At 64.9% G+C, this 24,610-nt stretch carries 35 protein-coding genes and 3 pseudogenes; 2 read left to right on the top strand and 36 right to left on the bottom strand.

Annotation, left to right across the window (positions count from 1 at the left end; all coding sequences use genetic code 11):
• Nucleotides 1-324: 324 nt before the first annotated feature.
• From AC07ZH_RS20140 to AC07ZH_RS20025, 24 genes and pseudogenes are all read right to left on the bottom strand, one after another.
• Complete coding sequence (locus AC07ZH_RS20140; RefSeq protein WP_495201071.1) at nt 325-1,344, bottom strand: tyrosine-type recombinase/integrase; 1,020 nt, start codon at nt 1,342-1,344, stop codon at nt 325-327.
• A complete protein-coding gene (locus AC07ZH_RS20135; RefSeq protein WP_495201070.1) occupies nt 1,341-1,730 on the bottom strand; it encodes a hypothetical protein in 390 nt (129 codons plus the stop codon). The genes AC07ZH_RS20140 and AC07ZH_RS20135 overlap by 4 nt, the downstream gene beginning before the upstream one ends.
• A 695-nt stretch (nt 1,731-2,425) precedes the next feature.
• Nucleotides 2,426-5,302, bottom strand: coding sequence for a toprim domain-containing protein (locus AC07ZH_RS20130; protein ID WP_495201069.1), 2,877 nt, complete (start codon nt 5,300-5,302; stop codon nt 2,426-2,428).
• A 47-nt stretch (nt 5,303-5,349) separates the two neighbouring features.
• Entirely contained in the window at nt 5,350-5,667 is a 318-nt protein-coding gene (locus tag AC07ZH_RS20125) for a DUF4406 domain-containing protein (RefSeq protein ID WP_495201068.1), read from the bottom strand.
• A gap of 1 nt (nt 5,668) precedes the next feature.
• Nucleotides 5,669-6,067: a hypothetical protein gene (locus AC07ZH_RS20120; RefSeq protein ID WP_495201073.1), complete on the bottom strand. Its 399-nt coding sequence runs from the start codon at nt 6,065-6,067 to the stop codon at nt 5,669-5,671.
• Between the two features lie 97 nt (nt 6,068-6,164).
• Nucleotides 6,165-6,629, bottom strand: a pseudogene (locus AC07ZH_RS20115) (DNA cytosine methyltransferase); the annotation flags it as partial.
• Between the two features lie 40 nt (nt 6,630-6,669).
• On the bottom strand, nt 6,670-6,921 hold the full coding sequence (locus tag AC07ZH_RS20110; protein ID WP_495201067.1) for a hypothetical protein: 252 nt from the start codon (nt 6,919-6,921) through the stop codon (nt 6,670-6,672).
• Nucleotides 6,918-7,358, bottom strand: a complete 441-nt coding sequence (locus AC07ZH_RS20105; RefSeq protein ID WP_495201066.1) for a hypothetical protein — start codon at nt 7,356-7,358, stop codon at nt 6,918-6,920. Before AC07ZH_RS20105 ends, AC07ZH_RS20110 begins: the two co-directional genes overlap by 4 nt.
• Entirely contained in the window at nt 7,355-7,993 is a 639-nt protein-coding gene (locus AC07ZH_RS20100; protein WP_495201065.1) for a J domain-containing protein, read from the bottom strand. The genes AC07ZH_RS20105 and AC07ZH_RS20100 overlap by 4 nt, the downstream gene beginning before the upstream one ends.
• Nucleotides 7,990-8,376, bottom strand: a complete 387-nt coding sequence (locus AC07ZH_RS20095; RefSeq protein ID WP_495201064.1) for a DUF2528 family protein — start codon at nt 8,374-8,376, stop codon at nt 7,990-7,992. The genes AC07ZH_RS20100 and AC07ZH_RS20095 overlap by 4 nt, the downstream gene beginning before the upstream one ends.
• Nucleotides 8,373-8,630, bottom strand: a complete 258-nt coding sequence (locus AC07ZH_RS20090; RefSeq protein ID WP_495201063.1) for a nicotinamide mononucleotide transporter — start codon at nt 8,628-8,630, stop codon at nt 8,373-8,375. Before AC07ZH_RS20090 ends, AC07ZH_RS20095 begins: the two co-directional genes overlap by 4 nt.
• Nucleotides 8,627-9,085 (bottom strand): hypothetical protein, encoded by a 459-nt coding sequence (locus tag AC07ZH_RS20085; protein WP_495201062.1) that lies wholly within the window; start codon nt 9,083-9,085, stop codon nt 8,627-8,629. Before AC07ZH_RS20085 ends, AC07ZH_RS20090 begins: the two co-directional genes overlap by 4 nt.
• The gene (locus AC07ZH_RS20080) at nt 9,085-9,378 is read right to left on the bottom strand and encodes a hypothetical protein (protein WP_495201061.1); all 294 of its coding nucleotides are present in this window, start codon (nt 9,376-9,378) and stop codon (nt 9,085-9,087) included. The genes AC07ZH_RS20085 and AC07ZH_RS20080 overlap by 1 nt, the downstream gene beginning before the upstream one ends.
• A complete protein-coding gene (locus tag AC07ZH_RS20075; protein WP_495201060.1) occupies nt 9,371-9,805 on the bottom strand; it encodes a hypothetical protein in 435 nt (144 codons plus the stop codon). Before AC07ZH_RS20075 ends, AC07ZH_RS20080 begins: the two co-directional genes overlap by 8 nt.
• Nucleotides 9,802-10,011: a hypothetical protein gene (locus AC07ZH_RS20070; RefSeq protein WP_495201059.1), complete on the bottom strand. Its 210-nt coding sequence runs from the start codon at nt 10,009-10,011 to the stop codon at nt 9,802-9,804. The genes AC07ZH_RS20075 and AC07ZH_RS20070 overlap by 4 nt, the downstream gene beginning before the upstream one ends.
• On the bottom strand, nt 10,008-10,211 hold the full coding sequence (locus AC07ZH_RS20065; protein WP_495201058.1) for a hypothetical protein: 204 nt from the start codon (nt 10,209-10,211) through the stop codon (nt 10,008-10,010). The genes AC07ZH_RS20070 and AC07ZH_RS20065 overlap by 4 nt, the downstream gene beginning before the upstream one ends.
• Nucleotides 10,208-10,579, bottom strand: coding sequence for a hypothetical protein (locus AC07ZH_RS20060; RefSeq protein ID WP_495201057.1), 372 nt, complete (start codon nt 10,577-10,579; stop codon nt 10,208-10,210). Before AC07ZH_RS20060 ends, AC07ZH_RS20065 begins: the two co-directional genes overlap by 4 nt.
• Entirely contained in the window at nt 10,576-10,728 is a 153-nt protein-coding gene (locus tag AC07ZH_RS20055; RefSeq protein ID WP_495201056.1) for a hypothetical protein, read from the bottom strand. Before AC07ZH_RS20055 ends, AC07ZH_RS20060 begins: the two co-directional genes overlap by 4 nt.
• Nucleotides 10,729-10,930: 202 nt before the next feature.
• Nucleotides 10,931-11,254: a hypothetical protein gene (locus tag AC07ZH_RS20050; RefSeq protein ID WP_495201055.1), complete on the bottom strand. Its 324-nt coding sequence runs from the start codon at nt 11,252-11,254 to the stop codon at nt 10,931-10,933.
• Nucleotides 11,251-11,634 (bottom strand): DUF7673 family protein, encoded by a 384-nt coding sequence (locus AC07ZH_RS20045; protein ID WP_495201054.1) that lies wholly within the window; start codon nt 11,632-11,634, stop codon nt 11,251-11,253. Before AC07ZH_RS20045 ends, AC07ZH_RS20050 begins: the two co-directional genes overlap by 4 nt.
• The gene (locus AC07ZH_RS20040) at nt 11,631-12,296 is read right to left on the bottom strand and encodes a tyrosine-type recombinase/integrase (protein WP_495201053.1); all 666 of its coding nucleotides are present in this window, start codon (nt 12,294-12,296) and stop codon (nt 11,631-11,633) included. The genes AC07ZH_RS20045 and AC07ZH_RS20040 overlap by 4 nt, the downstream gene beginning before the upstream one ends.
• 141 nt (nt 12,297-12,437) lie before the next feature.
• Nucleotides 12,438-12,668 carry a hypothetical protein gene (locus AC07ZH_RS20035; protein ID WP_495201052.1) on the bottom strand — a complete coding sequence of 77 codons (231 nt, stop codon included), beginning with the start codon at nt 12,666-12,668 and terminating at the stop codon, nt 12,438-12,440.
• A gap of 173 nt (nt 12,669-12,841) precedes the next feature.
• Complete coding sequence (locus tag AC07ZH_RS20030; RefSeq protein ID WP_495201051.1) at nt 12,842-13,318, bottom strand: phage regulatory CII family protein; 477 nt, start codon at nt 13,316-13,318, stop codon at nt 12,842-12,844.
• A 69-nt stretch (nt 13,319-13,387) separates the two neighbouring features.
• Nucleotides 13,388-13,609 carry a ribbon-helix-helix protein, CopG family gene (locus AC07ZH_RS20025; RefSeq protein WP_495201050.1) on the bottom strand — a complete coding sequence of 74 codons (222 nt, stop codon included), beginning with the start codon at nt 13,607-13,609 and terminating at the stop codon, nt 13,388-13,390.
• Between the two features lie 41 nt (nt 13,610-13,650).
• On the opposite strand from AC07ZH_RS20025, the gene AC07ZH_RS20020 reads away from it, so the two are divergent.
• The gene (locus AC07ZH_RS20020) at nt 13,651-14,004 is read left to right on the top strand and encodes an Arc family DNA-binding protein (protein ID WP_495201049.1); all 354 of its coding nucleotides are present in this window, start codon (nt 13,651-13,653) and stop codon (nt 14,002-14,004) included.
• A 14-nt stretch (nt 14,005-14,018) separates the two neighbouring features.
• Nucleotides 14,019-14,432: a hypothetical protein gene (locus AC07ZH_RS20015; RefSeq protein ID WP_495201048.1), complete on the top strand. Its 414-nt coding sequence runs from the start codon at nt 14,019-14,021 to the stop codon at nt 14,430-14,432.
• A gap of 3 nt (nt 14,433-14,435) precedes the next feature.
• Here AC07ZH_RS20015 and AC07ZH_RS20010 read toward each other — a convergent pair whose 3' ends face one another.
• The 12 genes and pseudogenes from AC07ZH_RS20010 to AC07ZH_RS19955 all read right to left on the bottom strand — a co-directional run.
• Nucleotides 14,436-14,963, bottom strand: coding sequence for a hypothetical protein (locus tag AC07ZH_RS20010; protein ID WP_495201047.1), 528 nt, complete (start codon nt 14,961-14,963; stop codon nt 14,436-14,438).
• A 52-nt stretch (nt 14,964-15,015) separates the two neighbouring features.
• Nucleotides 15,016-15,498, bottom strand: coding sequence for a glycoside hydrolase family 108 protein (locus AC07ZH_RS20005; protein WP_495201046.1), 483 nt, complete (start codon nt 15,496-15,498; stop codon nt 15,016-15,018).
• Between the two features lie 3 nt (nt 15,499-15,501).
• Nucleotides 15,502-15,783 carry a hypothetical protein gene (locus tag AC07ZH_RS20000; protein WP_495201045.1) on the bottom strand — a complete coding sequence of 94 codons (282 nt, stop codon included), beginning with the start codon at nt 15,781-15,783 and terminating at the stop codon, nt 15,502-15,504.
• The gene (locus AC07ZH_RS19995) at nt 15,780-16,208 is read right to left on the bottom strand and encodes a hypothetical protein (protein WP_495201044.1); all 429 of its coding nucleotides are present in this window, start codon (nt 16,206-16,208) and stop codon (nt 15,780-15,782) included. The genes AC07ZH_RS20000 and AC07ZH_RS19995 overlap by 4 nt, the downstream gene beginning before the upstream one ends.
• A complete protein-coding gene (locus AC07ZH_RS19990) occupies nt 16,201-16,986 on the bottom strand; it encodes a hypothetical protein (RefSeq protein ID WP_495201072.1) in 786 nt (261 codons plus the stop codon). The genes AC07ZH_RS19995 and AC07ZH_RS19990 overlap by 8 nt, the downstream gene beginning before the upstream one ends.
• Before the next feature lie 172 nt (nt 16,987-17,158).
• Nucleotides 17,159-17,482: pseudogene (locus AC07ZH_RS19985) on the bottom strand (four helix bundle protein); the annotation flags it as partial.
• 32 nt (nt 17,483-17,514) lie between these two features.
• Nucleotides 17,515-19,083 (bottom strand): ubiquitin-activating E1 FCCH domain-containing protein, encoded by a 1,569-nt coding sequence (locus AC07ZH_RS19980; RefSeq protein ID WP_495201043.1) that lies wholly within the window; start codon nt 19,081-19,083, stop codon nt 17,515-17,517.
• Nucleotides 19,080-19,586, bottom strand: a complete 507-nt coding sequence (locus tag AC07ZH_RS19975; protein ID WP_495201042.1) for a hypothetical protein — start codon at nt 19,584-19,586, stop codon at nt 19,080-19,082. Before AC07ZH_RS19975 ends, AC07ZH_RS19980 begins: the two co-directional genes overlap by 4 nt.
• An 11-nt stretch (nt 19,587-19,597) precedes the next feature.
• On the bottom strand, nt 19,598-20,335 hold the full coding sequence (locus AC07ZH_RS19970; RefSeq protein WP_495201041.1) for a glycine-rich domain-containing protein: 738 nt from the start codon (nt 20,333-20,335) through the stop codon (nt 19,598-19,600).
• Between the two features lie 12 nt (nt 20,336-20,347).
• Nucleotides 20,348-21,067 carry a hypothetical protein gene (locus AC07ZH_RS19965; protein ID WP_495201040.1) on the bottom strand — a complete coding sequence of 240 codons (720 nt, stop codon included), beginning with the start codon at nt 21,065-21,067 and terminating at the stop codon, nt 20,348-20,350.
• A gap of 2 nt (nt 21,068-21,069) precedes the next feature.
• Nucleotides 21,070-21,996: a carbohydrate-binding protein gene (locus AC07ZH_RS19960; RefSeq protein WP_495201039.1), complete on the bottom strand. Its 927-nt coding sequence runs from the start codon at nt 21,994-21,996 to the stop codon at nt 21,070-21,072.
• Nucleotides 21,993-24,610, bottom strand: a pseudogene (locus AC07ZH_RS19955) (hypothetical protein); the annotation flags it as partial. The gene AC07ZH_RS19960 and the pseudogene AC07ZH_RS19955, both read right to left, overlap by 4 nt.

Below are 24,610 nucleotides of genomic sequence, written 5' to 3'. Positions count from 1 at the left end.
AGCCCCCACCCCCTGCCCGGCCAGGCTGTCCACCCAGTCGATCTGAGCTTGTGCATGCGTGGCACTGCGGGTTTCAGTCATGAGCAGCCCCCGTTGTCAGAGGCAGCGCATGCCCCATCACTGCGCAGTTCATTGGAGTACGCAGCAACAGGCCCGTACGAGTTAGCCCGTTATGAGGGCAAGTTGCAAGAACACGGGAGATGCCCTGTGCATGCTGGGGCTTCGGCTTCCTGAGCCTGACAGTATGGTGTTTGTGTGTATGCGCGGTGTGCAAGGGCATGGGTGCAAGCCTTTCAGTCCTTGGAAGATGTAGGGGGCCGGCAATCAGCCGGGCAAGCGCTTGAGCAGCTGGCTGACGGGCGTGCGCATCTTGGCCAGCGGGCTGTGTTCATCCACGATGCGCACCTTCTTGCGAATGCTCAGCTCGGTATAGATGGCGGTGCTCTTGGGGTCGGCATGGCCCATGAGGTTCTGCACGCTCAAGGTCGGCACGTCGCCCTCGGTCAGCTCGGTGCCGAACAGGTGGCGCAGGGCATGCGGGTGCAGCTGCGCCTCGGGTATCTCGCAGGCGCGGCCATAGTTCTGCACCAGATCATGAATGGACTGCCGGCTCAGCCGCCGCTCCTCGCCGTGATAGGCATGCGCGCCCACCGTAGGGTTGCGGGTCGACACGAACAGCACCTTGTCGGCGCGGCCCTTGCGGTTCAGCGTGGCGCGGTTCACCGTGGCCAGGTCCTCATGCGCCAGGTACACCAGCAGGATGGCCTCAGCCTCACGCGGCAATGGCACCAGCCGTTCCTTGTCACCCTTCTCGGTCACCCGCAGGTACATGCGCTGTCGGCCATCCAGGGTGTCGCGGTACAGATCCCCCTCATTCAAGGCCACCAGCCCCGACACCCGCAGGCCGGCGCCCAGCAGCACATGCAGGATGGCCGAATCCCGAATCCCCTTGAACGTGCCCAGGTCAGGCGCGCACACCAGCCGCTCGGCATTGGCCAGGGTGATCATGTTGGGCAGCGTGCGCGCAGTCTTCGGGTGCTCCAGCACCTGCGCCGCATTGGCATCGATCAGCCCCCGCTCGCGGCACCACTGAAAGAACCCGCGCACCGCCGATATGTACGGCTTGCGGCTCAGCGCCACCACGCCGCGCTTGTGCAGCCAAAGCCCCGTGAACATCTCCAGCTCATCGCCAGACGCTTCAAGAATCGACTGCCCGGCCATGAATTCCTTCAGCCTGGCCAGCGCCAGGCGGTAGGCCTCAAGCGTGCGCGGGCTGCGGTTCTGGTTGAGCTGCAGATATGACATCCACGCATCAATGGCCTGGTCATCGGTCCAGCGGCTCATAGGGGCGGCCTTTCTGGGGAGTAGTGCCTGCCCGCATCAATCTCATCGCTCACCAGGCCAAGCAACGCGCGCGCCGCTTCGCCGCTGCGCGTCAGCGCCATGTTGCGCACGGCCGGCAGACTGAACACGCGGCGCGTGTGCTGCGGCCCCTCGGCCAGGCGCAGGCGACGCGTGAATTCCCCCCCGTCGAGCTCGGGGTGCAGTTGCCGCAAGCGCCAGGTGCTCGCACCCAGCAGCGGCTCAATCTCCAGGGCAAGCAGCCACACCGCGCTGTCGGCGTAGTACCGGCTCAGCGCCAAGCCGTATCCCAGCAGCGGCTTCAACCGAATCAATCGCACCCGCGCCGGCGGTGGTTGGATGGGCCGATTCACGTTCGTTTTAGTCATCAATCGCTCCTGCAGCATTGGCGGAAAGTTTCCTCATGCAGACCATCCGATCCACGAAAAAAAGGGGTACCAGGGCATTTCCACAAAAAAACCCGTGGATGAGCGCCGTTACTCACTAACCCATTGTTTTTATTGGCGTTATATCGGGCGAGCCATCCACAGATTGGCCGAAAATTCGCCCGCGTTTTGTGTTTACATTTACACACGTAAAACCCAACTTGTGGAAATGGTCTCTGCACCCGCCGCGCCTTATACCCCTCTCTCTCCCTCTTAAATAAATCAAAAAAGAAGAAGAAAGGGGCCGAAATGCGAAAACCGTGCATATGTAGAAAACAGGCCAACTTGTGGAAAAACAGGGGTGACCTGTGGAATCTCCACAAGTCGAATCGGCCCGCAGACATAGAACCACGCCATTCCGGTGTTTTTGAGGGGGCCATCCACAGGTTATTGGAGGTGTGCCCCCTATCCCCCTTTGCCAAAATCTATCGCGCCCCTCCCGCTTCCAAGGGTTTCCCCGAACTTCGGCGGCGCCTACGTGCTGGGGGGTGCGGGGGGAGCGCAACGGGCATTGATGCGCCGGCCGCATCAATGGGGGAACAAGCCAACCAGGCGCCTGCCGGCGCTGCGAGCCCGTAGAAAGCCCTACAAGGCCCGAACGGGGGTCCAGGCTGGGGTAGCCTTGGTCAAAACGGCGCTCAGACACCAAACGCCCCCGGTTCGTCGCCGTAGCCATCCCCCGCATGCGCATGCCCCTTCGACGGCACAGCCGCATGCAGCCCGTACTGCCGCAGGCCGTCGAGCTTGAACGCCACCATGTTCGACACCCGCGTGTGCCCCACCGTGCGCTCCACGGCCAGGGGCTGGCCGTCCTTGCCCTCCAGCAGCACGCCGGCGCTGGCCAGCTGCTTTTTGTAGACGCGGTCGCTCTTGACCGGCAGGCCGTCCCAGAACTCGCGCAGCGTCGCCGTGGTGCTCATGTGGCTCATCACGTGGGCGGTGCGCACGCACAGCACCGGCACCATGTCGATCTCGTCGAACTCGAACGGGTAGCGGAAGTTGCGCTGCGCAATCTCGGAGAGCAGCTTGTCGGTAATCCAGGCCCACGGCTGGCGGTCGCTCACGCTCTCGCCGATGTGGCTGTTCATTTCCGCCGTCAGGTCGTAGATGAAATTGCCCTGCTCCACCCGCAGCCCGGCAAACTCGCACAGCAAATGCCACGCGGCCGCCAGGGCGGCGTAGTTGTGCACCATGCGCTCTGCGCCGGCGTCCTGCGTGCTGGCCACGCAGTTGGCCGCCAGCTCATCCACCATGGCCGCATGCAGCGCCTTCACGCGCGTTTTGTCCTGGCGGGCCAGGAACTGCAGCCACTGCTTCACCGGGAACACCGGCAAGTCCTGCGCCATCTCCTTGCCGCGCCGCGCTTTCGTCAGCTCGCTGCGCACCACCTTGCCCTGCAGGCTCTGCACCGGCACATCCTCACCGGCCAGCAGCACCGGCGCGCACAGCAAGAAGTCGATCAGCTCGGCCCCGCGCCGCGTGTGCTCGTACTGGTAGCTCTCCTGCAGGTTGTGCACCGCCTTGTTGATGATGTCCTGCTTGTTCGCGCTCATCTCGCCCCAGCCCACCGGGTGGCTGGTGTAGCTCAGGCTGGTGAGCTGCCTGAACTCGGTCTGCAGGCTCTGCCGGCTGCTCATCACCATGGCAATGGCCCGCTCCAGGCGCTTGACCAGCGTGCTCTTGCCGGTGCCCTTCTCGGCCTGCATCACGAAGTGTGGCCAGAACCCCAAAAACGCCTTCAGGTGCGCCCCCAGGCCCCACACCAGCGTCAGCATCGCCGCGTTCTCGGCGAACGTGCTTTGGAACTGCGCCAGCACCTCGCGGGCATCGTCCATCGTCCCGCTCGGGAACACCAGGTCGCTGTACGGGCACTGCTGGCGGGCATCCACAAAAAAGCAGTCCGGGCCTTCATTGACCACCGGCCGCCCATCGCGCCAGGCCAGCCCCACGAAGTTGATCGCCTCACGGGCGCCAATGCTGCTCGCCCGCTCCCACACGTTCACCAGCCGGGCAAACGGCGTCGGCGCGTAAATCGGGCCCAGCTTCTTCCACACGTCCTGGTTGTGCAGCCGCTCATCGTCCACCACACGCCGCTGCAGCACCGGGCCGTGCCGCGCCACCTGCACGCTCAGGGCAAACACCGTGCGCGGGCTGTTGTCCGGGTCGCCCGTCATGGTCGACGTGGGCGATGCAATCTGTACCCGGCTCACCGCCGCAATGCGAAAGCCGCAAATGTCGGCATACGACGTCTTCTCGTTCCCCTCTTCGTCGCGCTCCACCGCCTTCACCGCCCGGGTAAAGTCCGGCTCCACCCGGTATTTGCAGTACGCGCTGAAATCGTGCGTCGGCAGAAACAGCCGGCTGCGCCCCGGCCGGTAGCTGCGCGTGGCAAGGCCGGGTATCGCGCACTCCTCCAGCACCTTGAGCGCCTCGGCCAGGCCCGTCTCGCCGCGCAGCTGCAGCAAATCGTTCAGATCGTTGATCGGCTCCTCGCCATGCGTCCACAGCGCCTGCTCCACCAGCAGGCAGCTCACATCCAGGCCCGTGAGGATCTCGTGCATCCGCCACGCCGCCAGCGGCCCAGGGCAATAGCCCTTGTTCTCGCCCTCAGCCAGGGGCTTGTGGTCGTTGTCAAACGCCAGCACCACCTGCTTGCCCCGCAGAAACGACCAATCGCCCCCCGCCAGCGTGGCCGTGCCCCGCACCGCCAGCGCCGCCGTAGAAGGCAGGCGGCACGAATCGACCGACAGTGCATTGATCGCGCTCTCCACCACCACCACCGTGCGCGCCGCCAGCAGCCGGCGCCAATCCGCCGTCCACGGCGCATTCACCTTCTCGCCCTGGCTCTGCGTCTTGCCCCCGCCGTTGGCCTGCGGGTCCAGGTAGCGCATATCCACCCCCACCACCTTGCCATCGAGCCGCGATCGGGCCAAAAACGCCGCCGCCAGCCCCCCATAGCCCAGCTCGCCCGGCGCAAACTTCGGGTTCGTGTACGTGTTCAGCCCCACCGTGCCGCGCTTGATCGCCGCCTCCACCACCGCCACGCTCAAATGGCGCTGGCCAGCCTCCTTGCCGCACAGGTAGTCAATCAGCAGCTCACGCTGCTCCCCTTTGGCCGCCTGCATGCAGCGCTCGCCAATCCACTCGGCCAGCGTCGGCTGCACACGCGGCCCCGGCGCGCTCGCCGGCGCCGGCACGCTGATCGCAAACATCCGCGCCAGCTCCTTCACCGCCTCGGGGAACTCAAGCCCCCGCGCCCACATGAGCATGTCCACCGGCCCGCCGCCAACCCCCTCCTGGCTCCAATCCTTCCAGCGTTTGGGCCCCCCGCCGTCTGGCTGGTACACCGAAATGCTCGGGCTCTGGTCCGGGTGGTGCGGGCTGCGGTAATTGCCGTTCTGCTGCGGCCGCACCAGCCCCAGGCGCTCGGCCACGTCCTCGCAGCAAATCTCGGCGTTCAGCTTCGCGGCCAGGTCAGGCCGCTTGCCCGCTCCCCCTTGCGTTGGGTAATTCATTGCTCTACTTCTTATAGCTATCAGCGCTTGCTAGGCAAGCGCTGGAATCAAAAAACAGGCGAAATTTCAGGCATACCCTGGTACATCACCGCCAGGCCCAGGTGCACCGCCAGCGCGTGCTCGATACACGCGCCGCGCGAGGCCGTCCAGCCCGGCAGCAGCCACACCGCATCGCACCGCACCAGCTGCGCAATCGCCAGCCGCATGTAGCCGCTCCACGAACCACACGCCGGCGCCGGGTTCTCGGCCGGGTTCTCCACGGCGAAGCCCAAGGCGCGCAAGCGCGCCGCCTCCTGGTGAAAAGCGGGGTAGTTGTTGCCGGGCAGGCCCGTCATCGGGCCGGCGAGGTAGATGCGCTGGGGCATCTCATTCGCCGCACAAGTTCGACAAGTGCCACTGCAGCCTGCAGCGGTACGACGCCATTTCCGACTTGGCGCAGCTGGTGAGCGCGGGATTCGTCCACCAGATAGGCCATCCCATCAGCCAGCATGCGAACGCCGGGTTCAACCGCCGGGGCAAGGTCCGGGCGGTTGGCGACAATGGCCGTCCATCGAGGATCGAGTGGACCGGGTGCAAAAAGTGGTGCTCCACGAAGTTCGGCAGCTGCTCGCCCTTCGTGCCCTGCCCACGCTCCTGCAGGCTCTGGCTGTTCGGCGTGCGGTAGTCGCGGCTGGCTGGGGTTGGCCACTGCGCTGCTTCCGTCGGCAGCCCCGTAGTGCGCTTGGTATCTGCTCTCTTCTGTAGTTCCGGGTCTATTTTGCTCATGTCCCGCGCCCCGCTGCACACATCCGGCGTGGTCCACAGCCCGCCATGCAAAGCAAAACCACCGCGCCCGCCCATGGCTGGCGCCCACGTCGGACGCGGAAAGAGTGATCCACTCCGCGTTCCACCCGCGGTCGGCCAGTTCTCCCACGACGCGGGCAGCCGCGCGTTCGTCGAGAGCCCCTTCGGCTTCGTCCACAGCGGAGGCGGTGGCAGTAGCGATGGCGCTGACGTTCTCCAGAACAAGCCCCCACGCTCCGCAAGCATCGGCAATGTCGAGGATGTTGAAGAAGAGGCCCGAGCGCTTGCCATCAAGCCCTGCACGCCGCCCGGCGATGCTGATGTCCTGGCAGGGGAACCCCGCAACGAGGAAATCCACGCATCCGCGCCACGCTGCGCCGTCGAAGGTGAGCAGGTCAGACCAGACAGGCGCCGGATCAAGGGCTCCCGCTTCCATAAGGCGGGCAAGTTGCGCGGCTGCAGGAGCTTCCCGCTCCACGTAGCAAACGGTGCGGTGTTCGTGTCCCAGAAACTCGAATGCGGCGCGTGCGCCTTCTCCGAGCATGCCGACGCCGGCACACAGTTCGATGGAATGTAGAGCCATGTCATGGTGCCTCCACACCGTCAACCGACAAGGCCACAGGCGGATGCGTGCGCCCCCAGCACGAGAAGCGAATCGGCGCCCCGGCCGCAATGGCAGCGCGCTCGGCCGGCGACGGGTTCCAGAACGACCACACCGCCGGCATGCCGTTGCTGTACGTCACACGGGTGATGGCCAGCGGCTGGCACTCCTCATGGGGCACCCCCGGCGGGGCGCGCAGCACATCGTTGTTGGAGGGGTGTTGGGTGGGCCTCATGCTGCACCGCCTTTCTGCACATCGGCTTCAGCCCAGGCATTCACCTGATCCAGTAGTGTCTCGATGGGGTTGGGGTGGCCCAGCTTGTGCAAGCTGCGCGTGGCCTGCATCTCGCGGATGAAGTAATCAGGGCCTGTCAGAGCCTGCAACAGCTTGGCCAGAGCGAACACGTCCACGCTGATGAAACCCGGCGCGCATGCCGGGACAACAGGGACAGCCTCCTGCGGCCAGTCCTTCAGCTTCTCTGCCACCGAACCTCCATGGTTGGCGTACCAAGTCACCATCTCCACCACGCGCGTGGCGGCCTTGCGGTCCACCCGCTGCTCATCAGCGGTTTGCGGGAACATCTCTCCCCTGCGGCTGGCTTCGGCATCCACTGCCAGAATTGCCTGAATCACGGACTGCCAGGGCACAGGCTTGTAAAGGTGATCGCTCATGCGGCACCGCCTTCCTGCAATTGCTTCGCCGCCTCATCGCGCGCCAGGTTCAGTTCCGCCATCGCCTGTGCATCGCCGCCCCGATCGGGATGGCACCGCGCGGCCAGGCGCCGGTAGGCGTAGTCGATGGCCTCTCGCCCGCTGTTCGGACTGCAATCGAGCACCACATACCAGGGCCGTTTCGCAGCGCCCGCCACAGGTGCAGGCAGCGCCGCAAAGCCGGTGAAAGCCCGGTCGAGAATCGCCGCGCCACCGTGCCGCTCGATGGAGCGCATCGCCTCCAGCGTCGCCGCCACGGCGGCCAGGTTGTCCTGCACCTGGTCGTAGCGGTCCACCGCCATGCAGCGCATCGGCTCCTTGGCCGACTTGCGCCAGTACACGCACACGCCAGGGTCGGCGGGCCGTGCCTGGTTGCTGCGCGGCAAGCCATCGAGCCGCGTTTGCAGGTTGGTCGACACGATCACATCGTCCTGGTGCACGCCCAGGCGCTCCAGCTCGTCGAGCACGCGCTGCACACCGTCGAACACGGTCAGGGCCTTGCCCTGGCGGCTGAACGTGGCGGTCTTGCGCTGGTAGCTCTGCATGCGCTTCCAGCCCTCGGGCCAGGCCAGGGGGTAACGGGTCGGGGCGCTCATGCGGCACCGCCTTCCAGCGTCACATCGTGGTAGTCCACGCAAGACACCTCGGCGGCAACAATCAGAATGCCCAGGCCTTCCCAATCCGGCCAGCCCTCGCCCTGGTCGCGAATCACATTCTTGGTCCAGTACCAGTCTTGTGCGGGGCCGAAGCTCGCGCCACCATCGGCCATGAAGTAGCGGATCGCCACCGAACCGAACAAGCGGATGACAGCGCGCACCACATCACCGTCTTCATGTCCAAGGCGGTTCGTCGCATCCGACCAAAAATCGTTGATCTCAGCGGCCAGCTCTTTCGTCAGCACATCGTGGTCAACGCGCAGGGTGACTTCCGCATCGTCAAACGAGTCGGCCTTCACGCGGTAGGTTTTCAGGTTGCTCATGCCTTACTCCCTTTCCACTCACACGGCCGCAGCAGCCACGTCCACACCCCATACCCGCTCACCAGCGTGAACACCGCCTGCTGCGCAAACAGCGCCCACAGCCCGCGCTCGGCGCTGAAAAACAGCCAACCGGCATTGCTCACCAGGTAAGCCACAAATCCCCAGCCCGCAAAGCGCGAACGCCCCGCCAGCAGCAGCGTGCCCAGCACCCCGAAGAACGCGGCAGACAGCTCGATGTAAGGCAGGCCGTTCATCGCGCACCTCCCCACACCTTCGCCATCTGCGCGCAGCTCCAGCGCGCCGCCTGCTCCGCATACCCATTGCGGTCCAGATCCAGCAGGCTGTCGAACACCTGCGCCGCGGCGCGCGCCACCAGCAGCTGCTCGGCGTCGAACCCCACCCGCCCCGTGCGGGCAAAGCGCGCCACCACGCCCTCGTAAATGGCGAGCTGCTCGGTTACCGCCTCCATGGCCTCCACGGTGAAGGCGGTGCCGTCCGCGTCCAGGTAGCGCATGAACTGGTGGTAGGTCAGGCCCGTCTCCATCCAGTCCCACAGCGCATCGCGGTCGGCGCTGCCGTCGGTAAAGCGGGTCAGCAGATCCCAGTGAATCGTGCGGCAGGCGAGCTTTTGCGCCGCGTCCAGGCGCGGGCGCCAGAACTTGGGCAATGGCTTGCGCGCCGCAGAGTGGAAAACAGTGGTCAGAGCCATCACGCACCCCCTTCCATCGGCACCACCAGGTGCTCAAGCTGCCATTCCTTCATGCCGCCAGGCTCGCAGCGCGAGACCACCAGGCCCAGGCGTTCGAGCTGGCTGAGCTGCTCGCGATTCACCAGTGCCCGCTTGTGCAGCTCAGCGGAACGCATCCACTGCCCCTCGCGCAAATCACCCAGCACCGCCAGCACCCGTGCGCGGGCGCGCGTTTGCGACAGCCCCTGGCGCGCCCTGGCCAGCAGCCCCTCCGCGCGCCGGCAGCGCGCCTTCCAGTAATCCACATCAGCCATGAACCAGCCCTCCTTGTGAACAAAAAGACATCCAGGCCTGCGCCTGGGCCAACGCCGCCGCCGGGCTCTCGCACACCGGCAGGGCCATCTCGTACGTCACCACCCGCCCGCCCAGCGCCGCGCAGCGCTCGGCCACGCCAAGGCGCACCTGCGACTTGCCGCGTTTCTCAATGGTTTTGCCCTCTACCGCACGCCGCAATTGCGGTTCATGCTGCAATTTTTGTAGCGCCTCGCGGACCAATGGGCTCAGCGCCAGGCGGTAGCCCACCAGCCGCTGGTGCTCGATGCGCTCGGCCACCACCAGGTCGGCCAGCACATCGTCCAGCGCCGGGCGGCACGTAGTCAGCGCATCCAGCGCCTCGCGCGGCACCCAGGCGCCGGACTTGGCCAGCACATCCAGCACCCGGTCTTGCAGGCCCGCGCTCATGCCGCCTCCCGCCCCGCGCCATCCAACGCCCGCATCTGCCAGGCCAGCTCCCACTCCGGGCTCCCCGGCGGGAACGACACCAGCAGCGAACACACGCAGTCCACGCCCACAAACAGCCGCGTCTCCTGCTGCAGCACCCCAGCCACGAAGCGCAGCGGCCCCGGCTCGATGCGCTCGGCCACCAGCGAAATGAAGGCCTGCTTCATGGCGCATCCCCCTTGCCTGCCCGCAGGCGCTTGGCCCTGATGCGCTGCTCCGTCAGCGCCAGCAGCATCTCCACCTCGGCATCGTCCGCCGCAGTGGCCAGCCAGCGCATGGCCTGCACCACCGCACCGGTCAACAGCTGCACCGGAGCCAGCAGCAGGCACAACAGCCGCCAGCGCAGGCGCCACGCCAGGGCCTTCATGCGGCACCGCCTTCTGGCAGGGCACCTAACACTGCGTGGCGAATGCACACCGGGCAAGATGATCGGGGCATTGGATCGCCCTCGAAGCGCTCGATTCGCCGGACTGAAAGGCCCTCATTGCCGCGCAGCATCCCCAGCGCCCACCTTGCCGTTAGAGCCTCTTCTCCCTCGTCATCCCAGGAATACCCGCACACGCAGCCGCAAGGCCGGTAGGCGATCAGCATGGACCCAAGCGTTTTCTTGGGCTCGGCGCCAGCGCCCAGCCCCTGCGTCCGCAGCGACTCCAACTGCGCCCGCAGCGACTCCACCACCACCTGCTCACCAGCGGCCACCTGCGCCGCGCGAATTTTCTGCATCAGATCGTTCATGCCGCACCGCCAATCCGCACCGCAACAAAGCCCCGGGCCATGCCGTAGAGCTGCTCCATGAACGCCACCGCCAGCGCATTGCTCGCGGCATGCACTACCTGCCGGTGCCGGCGGCCATCGGCCGCCACGTGGGTCACTTGGAAGGTCATGAGGTCCTCTGCACAAAAGAGCCGCACACCGCCATGGCGTGCGTAACGAACTTGCCCACCGTGCAATGCAATCGCGAGTTTTCAGAGGTAATGACTGCTGCCGGTGAATAGGGGTAGTCGGGCCGGCAATACAAGCACCGGCTGCAAGCAGGCCGCGCCAGCGCCGCCTGCCAGCGCTGTTCTTTCTTCGCTTGCGCGGCGCTCATGGGGCCACCGCCTTGGCAGGCTTGGCCGGCTTCGCATCGAGCTGCTCCTGCACCAGCTCGGCCTCATCCGCCGCCCGCAACAAATTGGCCCCCAGGTCGCGGGCGGCAGCGGGCGACAAGCGGCCATTGAAGGTGAAAGGCTCGGCAGCAGCCTCCAGCACCACATGCACCCGGCCACTGCAAACGCGTGGGTCGCGCCACGAAAATATGCTCACCACCCGGCTCAGCTCCGGCATCGAAGCGAAGCGCGGGGCCAGTGATACCGCCTGCCCCTGCTGTTTGAAGTGCAGACCGTGGGAGTCGATTCGGGGCGCGCTCATGCTGCAGCCCTCCGCCACAGGTCTTCCACGTCCGCCTTCTTGGCCCGGCCCTTCAGGCCCAGGTCGTAGGCCCAGCGCTCAAACATCGCCTGCACCGTGTGGTCAGACAACAGGTAGCGCAGGATCACATGCACCTCTGCCCGGCAGCGGGCATCCATGCGCAGCACCGTCAGCGCATTGTTCAGGTTGGTGCCGTCGAGGCGGCGCAGGTCGGTCAGGTCGAACGGGAAGCGGGTGCCGTTGTAGCAACCCAGCAGCACCCGCACGCAAACGCCGCCACCGCCCGTGTCCCACAGCCGCTTGCCCGTGGTGTACAGGGCCTCCAGCGCGGCCAGCTCATCCTCGGAGAAATGGGCAAGGAATTCTTGGGTCGCGCTCATGCTGCCACCCCCTGCGCCATCCGCCGCGCCACCGCCTTGGGCAGCCGCCCGCCGTCCACCAGCTGCACCTCGCGCTCGAACTCCTCGCGGCTCATTTGCAGGTAAATGCCCGTGCTGGCCAGGCTCGCATGGTTCAGGGCCAGCTGCGCCACCTTCAAAGGGTTCTCGCCCCGGCTGCGCCGCATGATGTTCATGCCCCGCGTGTGGCGAAACCAGTGCGGGCTGATGCGCGCATCGAGCCCCGCGTGCGCCACCCACATCTTCACCCGCGCCTCATAGCTGCGCACCGAAAGCGGCCCGGCAATCCCCGCGATATCGCGCCCCCACACCAGCGGCTGGCCAGCCTCTGGCACCGCGCAGCCCTCGCCCAGCGCGTAGCTCAGGTGCACCAGGGCTTCCAGGTGCGAGCGCAGCCGCGCAGTCACCAGGTACTCATTGCCGCGCTTGTTCTTGCAGTGGTCCTTCGGGCTCACCAGCCAGCCCGTTTGCAGCGCCTGCCGCACCATCGGCACCGTCAGCCGGCTGAACTCCTGAATGCGCATGCCCGTCAGGATCAGCGCCGCCATCCAGTGAAAGTCCCGCTGCGCCAGCGGGTCGGCCACCTTCGATACCCCAACTAGCAGCCGTGACTGCTCCAATTCGGTCAAATACTTTTTCTGCATTGCGGAACTCCATGGTTTGTTTTTCTGTTGCGGCGTGCTCATCGAAATCTGCGGTACTGGCGCACACCAAAGCCACCCACAGCACCACCAGCACGGCGTCCAGGGGCGCCAAGCCAGTCAGGTCTTGAAAACTGCGGCGCCTCATCGCCGCCCCCGGCGCGCCGCCCGCCCTGCCGGCGCCAGCGCATGCGCCGCGCCGTGCTGCACAGCCAACTGCAGCAGCCGGGCCGTCACCGGGTCAGCCACGGCCGCCTCGTAGCTCTTGCAGCGGTGCCAACGCGACCACTGCCGCTCGAACAGCGCGCGCATCGCCTGCTCCTCGCTCAGCTCGAAATCCAGCGGCAGCGCCGCCTGGGCTTGGTTGATTCGCATGGCAACCCCCTGGAAGAGAGGAAGACGAACGGGCCGCACGGGCCATGAGCACGTCGACAAGCTCAGCGCCAAACAGCGCCGCCAGCGCCTGGCCCGCAGCCGGGCCCATGCCATCGGGCAAGCGGTGCACAGCCGGGCGGCCAATGCCGGCCGGGGCCATGCTTCGGGGGCGGTCAAACCTCGTCATCGACCAGCCCCTCCAGGCGCTGCACAAAGCACAGCACCGACGACACCAAATCGAACGCCTCGGCCCGCACCGCCAACAGGTCGGCCTGGGTAAACCGGCCATCGGCCAGCGCCACGCCCACGGCCGAATGCAGCGCCCCGCTGTCGCTGCCCACCTTGCACAGCAGCTCCAGCAGCGCCGCATCGCTCACCGCGCCCGGCGTCACGTCGTACGAAGCGCGGTCGAACAGGCGGTTCAGGCTGTCGAGCACCCGCATATCGCCCGACTCGCGGGTCACATCAATCACATCGCTCAGGGTGGGCTGGTGGTGGCTCTCCACATCGGCGTCGCACTTGTTCCACAGCGTTCCGGGCTTGCGCCCAATGCGCTCGGCCATCTCCTTCACGCCGTAGGTGGTGCACACCAGGCGGAAGGCATCGAACGGGCTCACCGGCACTGCGGTGTTCATGGGCAAACGGGGCATGCGCATGGCGGCCTCACTTGCCCATAGCGCAGCAGGGCTGCACCATCGGGCTATGTGTATGGAACGAACTCATGCTGCAACCGCCGCTGCTGCCTTCTTCAGGCTCCTGTCGAGGCGCATGCAAAGCTCCGCCGAACGGCTGCGCCGCTCGGCGCGGGCCTTTGCGTCCAACTTCTTGAGCAGAGGCTCTGGGATGGTGACAAGCACCTTTTTCACTGGCTTCTTCATCTTGGATATCCATGGATGTACTTCACTGATACGAAATATATCCACGGACAGCCAAAGTTGCAAGAGGTTTCTTAACTTCTTGCAACTGCCTCGATAATTTGCCCGTGATCGATACCAACCCCACCGCTCAGGCCGACAAGAAACGGCCACCTAGATTCCTGCTGGCGATGCCAGAGGAAACGCGGGTCGCCATTGAGCGCGCGGCATTTGTCAACGGCCGCACCGTGACTGCAGAAATCAATCTGCGGTTGAAGGCCACATTGCAGGCAGAGGCAGCGGCATCAAAATCCACCCACACAGGCACCAGCTACAGCGCGGCCAACACCCCTACCGTGGTGCACACCGCAAACGACAATGGCCCGGCCAACCCCCTCTCGGGAATCGACCAGGCCATGCTCGAAGTCTTCCGCCGCCTGCCGGCTGAAAAGCAGCTCGCGCTGCTCAGTTTGTTTCGCTAAAAATAGTTCGCACCATGATCAAGCTGCAAACCATGAAAGCCTGCGCACAGCTCGCGCTATCGGCCACAGCGCTCGCCCTGGCCGCTGGGTGCGTATCGGTCCCCACCGGCCAGGTGCTGCAAGAAGCCGGCCCCAAGCCCACCAGGGAACAGGCGGAAGCCGCCATTCACGCCCACCTGCAGCGCGCCCTGCGCGACCCCGCCAGCTTGAAAGACTTCGCCGTGCTCTCCGGCCCCGAGCTGGTCACCGGCACCAACGCCGGCCAGAACTACGAAAAGGCCTGGCTGGTCTGCGTGGAATACAACGCCAAGAACGCCTACGGCGGCTACACCGGCATCCAGTCAGAGGGCTACCCCCTGCGCTTCTCCGGCGCTGACCTAGTGATCGTCTCGCGCATCAACTGGATTGGTGCCGATCGGGGCTGCTGAGCGTCAGGGCGCCAACAGCGCCCTGTCCGCGTCAATCTGCCCCCGCAGCAGCACTACTTCGGCATCGCGCCGTCCAAGATCGCCTCGGAGCGCTGCGACCACGCCAACCCCTGCGACAAGCTGGCGGTCGAAGGCCGCAAGTCGATCTGCTGAATCGCCGCAGGCAGCGGCGTTGGCCTGGGCTTGCGCGCGATAGGTGGCGGCTCTGCGCTCGGCGGCGAGCCGCAGGCGGTCAACGCGAGCAGCATCAACGCGAGCAATGGTGTCGCGGGTAGCCTGTGAAATCGTGAATGCATCGCTGTTCTCCTGGGTGGCGGTGGCGTGGGTGGTTTCTTTGGCGGCGGTGTGCTGCTCATCTGCCAGCACGGCGGCGGTGCGTTTCTGCAGGTCTTGCGCCACCTGCAGCTTGAGCGCGTTGTGCGCCGTGCGCTCGCTGCTCAGTTGGTAGGTCTGCCAGGCCAGGGCGGCGGCCAGCAGCAAGGCCGCAGCGCCGGCGATGGCGGAAATGATCTTGTCAGTCAGTCCGAACATTTCCAGTACCTCCACCAGTAGAAAAGCATCACAAAAAGAAAGGGGTTCATAGTCAGTTGTCCTGCGCGGCGTACCGCAAATTGGCCGCCACACGGCGCGTCCACCCCCTGCCAAAGGCATCGAAGGTCTGCAGCTTGGCGTAGAACTCCAGGCGCTCTGCGTTGAATGCGAGCACCAGGTCCGCAGGGTCAGCACGCGACACCGCTGCCAGCGTTGCCGGCCCAATCACCCCATCGTCGGCCACGCAAGCCGCACGCTGCATCCATCGCACGGCGTTGCCTATGCCGTGGTTCACCGCAGCATCCAGCGCCTGGAATGCGAACTGGTGCGGCAGGCTATCGCCCTGCACGCGCTGCCAGAAGTCGCGCTGATAGATGGCAATGGCGCCGTCCCGCGTGAGGTTGCGAATATCCACCGTCGGGTAACTGCGTTTTGCAATGCCGAACTTGGTCTCTCCGCCTGGATCGCTCGGGTTGTTGACATAGCCGCCCTCGTTGGACAGCACGCGGTCAATGAAGTCTAAAAATTGCGACATAGCTCAGCCCTCTTTAATCCGTGTCCGAACAATCAGCACCGCGAACCCCAGCACCACGCACATGTCTTGCAGGGTAGGCGCTTCAAACGGCAGAAACGGGGTCACGAAAGCCCCGGCGCCCCCAATTGCGAGCAATGCCCAGGCAATGGCTTTGAGCCATTCGGTGGCCCGCTCGCGTGCGCCAAGGCCACGCCTGCAGGGCTGCGTGCGCTCCAATTTGTTGAGTGCCTCTGCTAGCACTACCAGGCCTGCCAGCCAGTGCACGAAATGGACAAGAGCGATCACGATCCACCCCCTTGCGCATCGGGCGGCGGGCTGCCTGGTGGCGGCTGGTTACCCGACAGCCGGCGAATCGAGAACAGAAGCACTTGCTGCGCGCCCCCGCCCACAGCGAAAGCGCTACCGAGAAGCAGCGCCTGCGGCAGTTGGGCCACCAGCATGGCCAGCGGTGTCAGATAGCCAGCCGTCAAGCTAGATGCGCAGGCGAACGCCATGCGCCGCAGCGTGGTGCGAATCAGGTGCTGCCAGGTGTCGCCCGAGCTGGGCACCGTATTGAGCAGGATGATGGCGACCAGCGAGCCGGCGAACCCCGCGATCAGCAAATCAGCGCGCAGCCCGAGAGGCACGCCGAACGCCGTGATGGCCGTGGTGCTCGCAGCGGCTGCGGCAACGGTGGCAACCGCTGCAACGGTAGTCGTTGGCTCAGGCATTGGGCTTCCAGTGCGTGTACGTGCCCCCAGTTGCCAGCGGCGCAGTTGGCTCCCAGCGCTTGGGCGAAAGATTGATACCACCAAGCGCCGGCAGCGTGCTGTACGTCACCGTGGCGCGCAGTTGGTAGCCGTCGATCGGCCACCACATTTGCGGGCTGTAGTCGCCCGCGAACACGTTGTCGAGCTCGAACCCGACGCGCGTATGCCAGTGCAGCGATCCAATGAGCTTGCGGCTCGCGTTGATGAGCCACACAGCTCCGCAGCGCCACACGATCACGCTGGTTTTGCCGTCCGATCCGCGCCAGATTTCGATGCCCCGCGATGGGTCTACGATGGCTCCCATGCGCCAGGCGCGGTACTCGCCCGCGTTGCGCTTGTACCAAGCCTTCACCGAAGCCTTGCTGCGCGGGTGCGTACCGGGCAACCAGTAGTTGCACGCCACGGCTGCCTTGTATTCGTCGCTCGCCGGGTCAGAGTTCAGCCAGTAGTTCGACAGTGGTCTGGAGCCATCCGGCGTCCAAGGCCCGTTGTCGCCATGTGAGGTGATGTTGACCATGGGCGCGATGTCCCAGTCTGCGAGTTCCGGGTGCTTGATGCACAGGCGTTCGTCCTCCCATGCCAACAGGCCCGCGATCTTCCCGGTCTTGAACAGCCGCACGCGCCACTTGGCCAGCGTCAGGCCGCCATTGTTTTGCTGCGCCAGGGAGGCGCTTGCGAGCGCTTCTGCGTGCAAATCGGCAGGCACGCCAGCAATGGTGAGCAATCGGGTCAAATTCATTTCGCACTCCTGAGCGCAGCGCGCAGGCTGCAAGGGTCAAACCGCCACGCATCTTCAAAGCACAGCATTTCCGCGCAGGCCTCGCTGCATCAGGGCTTACGCCCTGAATCTCTCTCTTGATCCAGCCGCCCACCATCCGCCCCAGCTCATCGCACAAGCGCGAGATGGTCAGAAATCGGTGGTTGCCCGGCAGTTTGTCGTCCCGGCGCCCCGCGCTGCAGTCAAAGAGCTGTAGCTCGTGGGCCAAGACCAGCAGCATGCGAAGCTGCTCGTGCCGAATGTCCAGTTGGATCAACGTCGTTTTCTTGTGATAGCGTTTTTGCGCCTCCGTTACCAAGTTGTAGATGTCGATGTAGGCCTGTCGAATTTGCTGCGTCAGGGTGTACTTGTGGCAGTTTGGAAAGTGCGCCAGATACAGCTCCAGCTGCTGGGCGAAGAGCACCAGCTTGCGGTGCAGCCCCGCCTCGGCGTGAATGGATGTTGTGGTTTGCGCCATAGGATGTGCCTGCCCTTCGCTGCCGCTCGGGCCTACAGATAACGCGAGGCGGCGAACCCCACGCCGCCGGACGCGTACGGGCGGACGCCGTACAGAAAGCGCGCCCGGGACCCGGCAGACACGCCGGCGTTCCAGCCGCGAGAAATCACACAAAGCTGATCGACAGTGTGCTGGTAGTAGAGGTCCTGCCCCATTAGATTGGTCCCGGAAGTGCTCATGCCGCCGGCCGCTGGCATGCCAGCCATCGTGCGCGCGCGATCGGCAGACGTGGCCCAGCCAAACACCGCATTCGCCCCATTGCCGTAGCACTGCGAGAAGCCATTTCCTGGATACGCAGTTGCGAAATTGAGCGTGATCTCGTCGAAGAGCGCTGCCGCGCCAGCCGCGCCCCAGTGGTCCGTAGCCGCTGCTGCCCCGCTCGTGATCGCCGCGACATCGGCAGTGGTCTTGAGTAAATAGAAGCGCGCGTGGTAGAGCAGCCCGCCGCTCGTGTACACGCCGAGTGCAGTACCGTCCACACCGTCCAGTGAGAGCGTGTTGGCATCCACCACGGTCACTTTGTAGAACTTGTCGTTCACCTGCGTCATGCCGCCGACCGAAAAAATCCCCACGGTGTCGCCCGTGGTACGGCCATGGCCTGCAACCGTGATCTGCACCGGGTTGGTCTTGCTTGCGCCCGTGATCGCTGCGGTGGTCAGCAGGCTCGTGAGGCCAGGATTGATCTTCCAGACGTTCCCGTTGACGTCGCTGATGCCGCACGCCTGGCCGTTGTGCGTGGTCTTTGCAAACGGCGCGCCGCTGCCGGCAAGCGCAAAGGCGGCGTAGGTCGCATTGCCGGCGGACGTGAATGTGACGCCGGCGTCGTTGGCGTCTTTCAGGGCGTTGTTGTTATTTCCTTTCGGGAAATTCGTCACGCCGGCGGCGTCGTACCAGGCGCAGTACGTGGTCGCCGTCGCAGCTTGCGCATGCGCTTCGGTGAGCGTGCAAATCGCGTCGGCCATGAACACCGTCTCGGGAAAGAACTTGCTGCCGCGCGAGCGTGCCGCATTGATCGCCCCCCAGCACGCATTGCCAGGCGCCTGGCCGTTCGCGGTGCAGCTCGCAAAACCCGCCTGACCGGCGGCGGGGCCGGAGACGAGTGGCTGCACGCCCTGGATGCTGCTGGCGATGGTGCCGTTGAGAGAACAATCGTACTTGTCGCGGAAGAAGCCAAGCTGCACAACGCCAGCATTGACGAATGCGCGGTGCAGGTAGAAGCCATCTGCGTTCGCCGTGGCCTCGTCGGGGTGCGCGCTGACGGGCACAACGCGCACCGTATTGGCGCCATAGGTCGCATACCCAGGGTCCGCAGCATTGCCACGGCGCAGGCGGAACGCGGGAATCCAGCACATGACCGATCCGTCGCTGTACTGGTAGTTGCCGTAGTTGGCGCTTGTGGGGTCTGTGCAGCCCGCCATGGGAGTGAAGCCAGGCGCTGCTGCCGGGCAGACGCCAACCCCCGCTCCGGCAGTCCCCATGGGCCTGAAGTGGTGCCCCGAATCCGCAGGCAGGATGTATTGCCCCGTGCGCCACATGTTCATCACGCGCAAGTGCAGTCTCATGCCGCACTCCCCGTAGGTCGCTCTTGATCTGCAATGGGGGCGTCCAGAATCTCCAGCGCGCGGCCAGCAGCCAGGATTCCAGCAGCTTCCAGGGCCTGCACGCCATCGCGCGTGTCGGGGCGGTCCAGGTCGATATAGCTGGCAGCGTTGACTTTGCTCAGATACCGGCGCATGGCTGCTGCTTGCTGCGTGGCGCCAATGCTGGCCAGGTCAATAGCGATGGCCTCGGGGTCGGTAAAGCGATTCAGAAATGCAAGCTGCGTGATGTGACGAGGCGCAGGAACAGGCTCCGGCGGGGGAACGGGAGCCGGCGGCGTCAGGGTTGCCGGTGCGCCGCCCTCGCCCGCCTGCCAGGCCCAGCCAATAGCCACGCCAAGGCCCGCATCGTCTGCGGCCTGAAGGGATTCCACAGCGTCCCACTCAGGGGCTATGAGAGCGGCAAAATCTGCGTCTGCGACGATAATGTTTTCAACGCGGCCAGCGCGAATCAGTGCGTAGTGCATGTGGGGCTCCTTTATTCAAACCAGGTTGCGCGCAGCCAGCCGCTTGCGCCAGGGCCAGAACTGACGGTGAATGCGGCGGTGGTCTGCTGACACACAACGCCGCCGCCGCCTGCCCCGCTGTTGGCGGATGCGGCGTTACCCACCACATTTGCTGTGACTGCGGATGCGACATACATGCCGGCGCCACCCCCGTCTGTGGCGCGCGACACGCCTGCCGTGGCCGTCACGGTGCTTGCTGCAGCCCCACCGCCGGCGCGGCCATTGATCCCCCTGCCGCCGTGCGTGTCGATCAATAAGCCGGTCGAATTGACAAAATAACCGCCGTCAGACAGCGCCCCGGCGCCGCCTTTTGATATATATAGAGTCCCCGCCTTGATCTGCCCGCAGACCCCGCCTTTCGCAGTGACAAGTGATCCGAATGTGGTATCGCTCCCAGGATTCCCGACAGCCGACGCGCCGTAGCTGACACTGGCACTTGCCCCGCCAGCACCAATGGTTACTGTCACAGGGGCGGAGACGGTGACGATGGTTTCGACATACTGCCCAGCATCGCCGCCGGGCACTCCGGCGTCTGTGGCAGATGTAACAGTTGACCACTCCACCGCGCCAGATGCGCCCCCCGCCACAGCTTCAATCAGCACTTTCCCGCCAAGGGCGAGCAGACGAGTCGATGGAGTAAACGTGCCGGACGCCAAAAACTCCTGCGTGCACAGCTTGCCGCCGCCGATAAATTGAGAAAGATTGCTCATTGTGTTTTCCGGTTAGGAGGCAAGCACCCAAAATGCCTGCGTGGCACTCTGATAAGTACATTCAAGCGCGAGGCTCGGAAGTGGCAAATCGATGTTCAGCGAGGCCGCTACGCCTTGGATATAAACGCCCGATTCATATTGGGAAATAACAAATGCGTTCGGCGCTGCCCAACTCATTCCGACATTGATAAATTCGACGCGATCACCCACTACCGAGTTTGCAATTGAGGGCGTTTTGACCGTAATCGCAGCGGCGCTGGTGTCTGCTTTGTATTTACCGCCAGAGAGCGCGGTGGCGCCATCAACTGCAGTCAGTGCGCGGGCGCGGCCAAGGTCCCGCGCAAGGGTGATGGATGCCCAAATGGGAGTCCAATTCGTCACGTCTGCTGACGGGTCTGTAGTGCCGGCCCCGGCAACGATTCGGCGGTACGTCACGTAGTTGGCCGGGCTCCAGACCTGCGCGCCTTGCGCATACGTGGTGCCGCTCACCCACTGGGTAACGCCAGCCGCAAAGGCGGACTGCGCGGCGGCGGCTTCTGCGGCTACCTGGGCTGCTGCGGCGTCGTCGGCGTGGTCTTGAGCGGCGGCCTCCAGGGCGGTGACGTTGGCTTCGAGAGCGTTGGCTTCGGCGACGAACACGCTGAGCGCGGCGACGGTGGCGAAGGCCTTGCCTTGGAAAACAGCTCTGCTATCGGTCGGCGAAGGCTCTGGCGGCATGGGGGTCATCGGCATGATCAGGTCGCTCCAAGGATGTCAAATTGCATAGACGATTCGGTTGCGTTGACGAGTTCTGCCTCGCTCGTCTCAGCGCTGCCAAAAAGGATTGCGCTCTCGTACATGGCAGCAACCACGAACAAGCAAAGCTCGGCATCAACGTCTTCTAAAAAGTCGAGGATCGAGTCCACCTCGCCGTTGTTCAGCACCAGCTCAAAGCTGGCGTTTTTGGCGGCAGGGCGTTTGGTGAATTCGATGTCGCCAAAATCGTTCACATCGCGCCGGCTGTACCGCTTGCGGCCCAGGCGCGCACCATAGTTCACGCCCACGCCCCAGACGCGGTTCTGGCCAAACTGAAACTGGGCGATGGCCATTTCTGCCAGTCCAGTAAGGTCGATTTGCAGCGAGGCGTTGGGGAAGCTCGGCACGTCAGGCAACAGCACCGTTTTCACGCCGCCGGACCACGTGCCGAAGAAAAATTCCCACCAATCCGGAAGAACCGGGACTGGGCCAGTGATGGCGGTGTGGTCGTACACCGTGCCGTAGGTCGGATCAATCAGGCGTACGCGCAGCTGGTTGCAGGCCACCAGCCCGAGCGCAGCCACCATGGGCACAGAAGCGCCCGGCAAGAACGTGTAGCTCATGCTGGTGGCTTGCTGGGTGCGGCTGCTGTTGGTGCGGTCGAACAAGCGCCACCGGTTCGTCGCGCGAATACGGGTCCACAGGCTGGGGTAGAGGTCGGGTCGCTTGCCCAGGTTGGCCGGGTCGCCGCTTTCGTACACCGAGTGCGCAGAGGTCAACTGCACGATGTCGCCCAGGCCGTAGGTAGTGGCCGGGTTGTATTCGGGCGCGTCGGTCTCGGGCACGTCGCAGGCCGTGAGGATGGCGTCCGTCATGTCCACGGGCCGTAGAACCAACAGGCCGACGCCTTCGGAGAAGTCGCTCATACCAGCGCTCCTTCCGCACGCACCGCGATACCGGCGCCGTCCATGCGTTCGACAACGCGCAGCAGGCGCTCGCCAAGGCGTTTGACGTCCTTCTGGTGGGCCTGCTGGTCGGGCTGCTGCAAGGTCTGGATGTCGCGGCGCATGGCCTGCAGCTCGCTCACCACCTCCCGCCAGCCGTCGCGCCCGCCAGCGGCAGGGTTCCAAGCCTTGGGCGTCACCTCCTCACCTTCGTGCAGCATGGCCAGCCCGGTTTTTGGCACGTAGTTGGTGCCTTGCTCGTAATACGGGAACTTGTCGTGCAGCTCCGTGTTGTTCGGATCGTCATAGCCACCGCCAGTAAACGGAGCTTGGGGGAAAGCAAAACCATCACCTGCTGGGTCGTGCGGAGGTGGAACGCCAGGGGAATATCCAAAGAACGTGTCGCGCAGTGGCCGGCCTTGGGCGTCAGTGTGGCTATATCCGGTAGCCGGGCCGGCCCACTGATCGCTAGCTCCCGGAGGGGGAAGCGTTGGGTCTAGGCTGAGACTGCTGGGCGGGTTATCCACGATGTGTTTAGCCAGCGCGTTCGTCTGCTCCAAGCTACCCGCAAGCCAGCCGCGCATGCGGGCGAGTTCCACCGAGCTGCCAGCCGTCAACTTCGTGGCGGCTTCCAACTGCTGGCTCAGCTCCGGCAGGCGCGCCAGGGCGGTCTGGTCGCCGGCGCGGGCCGCTGCCGTCGTAGTGGTGAAATCGGCGAGCAGGAAGTCCCGGCCCTTGCTGGGAGAGTCTTCGACCATCATTCCGCGCAGGCGCTTGACTTCGGCGTCGAGCGTGTCGCCAAGTTGGGATACAGCGCTCGACATACCGCCAGCAGAACTGCCGGCACTGCTCATAGCCGAAGAGACAGACGACGCGCCACCCGTCAACCCTGGCATGCTGGCTGCGATGTCGCCAAATCCCGCTGCAATCTGGCTGATCGTGTCGCGCACGGTCGGGTCGGCCATGATCGCGGCGAACCCAGCCATGTAGGTTCTAGCCTGGTCAATGGTGCTGGCCACAGCCGCCCCGGCCATGGCCCCGCCCTGCGCCATGGCGGCCCCTGCAGCAGCGCCGCCCGAGGCCACTTCGCCCCCGGCAGCCGCACCGCCCGCCGCAGAGCTTGTCCCCCCCGCAACACCGCCAGCCGTGAGGGCAGCGGCAGACCCAGTGGCCCCGGCAAGCAGGCCGTTGACAAGCGGGCCAACCACGGCATTCATGATCATCTGGCTGAGGCCTTGCGTCATCGCGCTGCCAAGGCCGCTGTAGATGCTGTCCTCAAACCGTTTGCTGGCTTCGGCAGGCGTTGCTGCCCCCTTGCGCACGTCGTCGAGAATTCCCTTGAGGCTGTCTGCGCTCACCCCCATGGCCTGCTCAAGCTGGCCGATGGTCCCGTGGATCTGGGCAAACGCGTCGTTTACTGCCAGCAGTGCAGCCGCACCGTCTTGCCCAGCCACGCCCATCGCCAAGAACTGGTCCATGGCCGCCTTGAATTCGGCGGCAGTGTGTGGCATGGCAATGCCAGCGTCATTGAGCTTTTTCGCAATTTCGTCTTGCGCGGCCTGGTACTTCTGGGCCGATGTGTAGTAGTTATTGAAGTAGCTGCTGGCCTGCGAATTGAAAGCGTCTTGCCCCCCGGTTTTGTCGATGAAGTCAGACGCCTGCGATCCCCCCGCAAGGCTCTTGTCAAACAGCGAGGCGCCAAACCGCGTCAGCCATGTGTTCGCTGTTTCCAGGCTGGTCGCCAGGCGCTTGAGGGTGTCAATGGCTTTCTCGCCCTCATGCGCGAATTCGCTCGGCTTGTAGACGCTGGTGGTCTCTGATGACGTGACGCTGTTGGTCGCGCTAGACCCCGCTTCCATTTCTGCTGCAGTCGCCTGCACCTGGCGCACGACGTCCTGCGTCGTGGAAACCCAGGTGCCAATGACTTGCTGCGCAAGATCGTTGTTCGCAGTGGCGAGCGCTTCCTGCAACTTCTTCTGCGCGTCGGTGTCGCTCAGGCCCTTGAGCGAAATCTTCACATCGCTGGTGAAGCCCTTGAGCTTGTCGGTCGATAAGCCAAGCGCGGTCGCAAAATCGCTGACCTGAGTTTTCATCGCATTGAACGTATCGCCAAGCGTCTTGCGCACCGATTCATCGAGCGCGCCATAAGTGGTCTTGTCGCTGCTGAACAGCCCGCCCTCATAGAACTTGTAGCTGCTGCCTTCAAAGCCCGAGGTGCCACCGAACGTTCCCTGGATGCCGCTGTCTTTCAGGGTGTGGCCGAAGAGGGAGGGGAGCAAGGCAAGGCCAGCCAATGCCCATCCCCAGCCTGGGATAGCTCCAAGCGCGCCCATGATTCCGGAGGATGCACCTGCGGCGCCGCCGAGCGATCCGACCGCGCCGATGCCAGGCGCCGCATAGCTGCCTGCCACCGCCGCGCTGCCCCAAGCGCCAGCCCCCACGGCGCCGCCAGTGGCGCCCAGGCCGAGCCAGTTGCCCACTGTGCCCAGCATGCCGGTTCCGCTGGTCAGGCCGTTGTAGAGGCCCACGCCCTGCATGCCCATGCCGAGCAGGCCGCCTGCGCCGCCACCCTGCCCCGCCATCGCCCCACCCATGC

The organism is Simplicispira sp. GW247-4R2A, from assembly GCF_059424465.1.
This window is presented reverse-complemented; position numbering and strand designations above follow the sequence as displayed.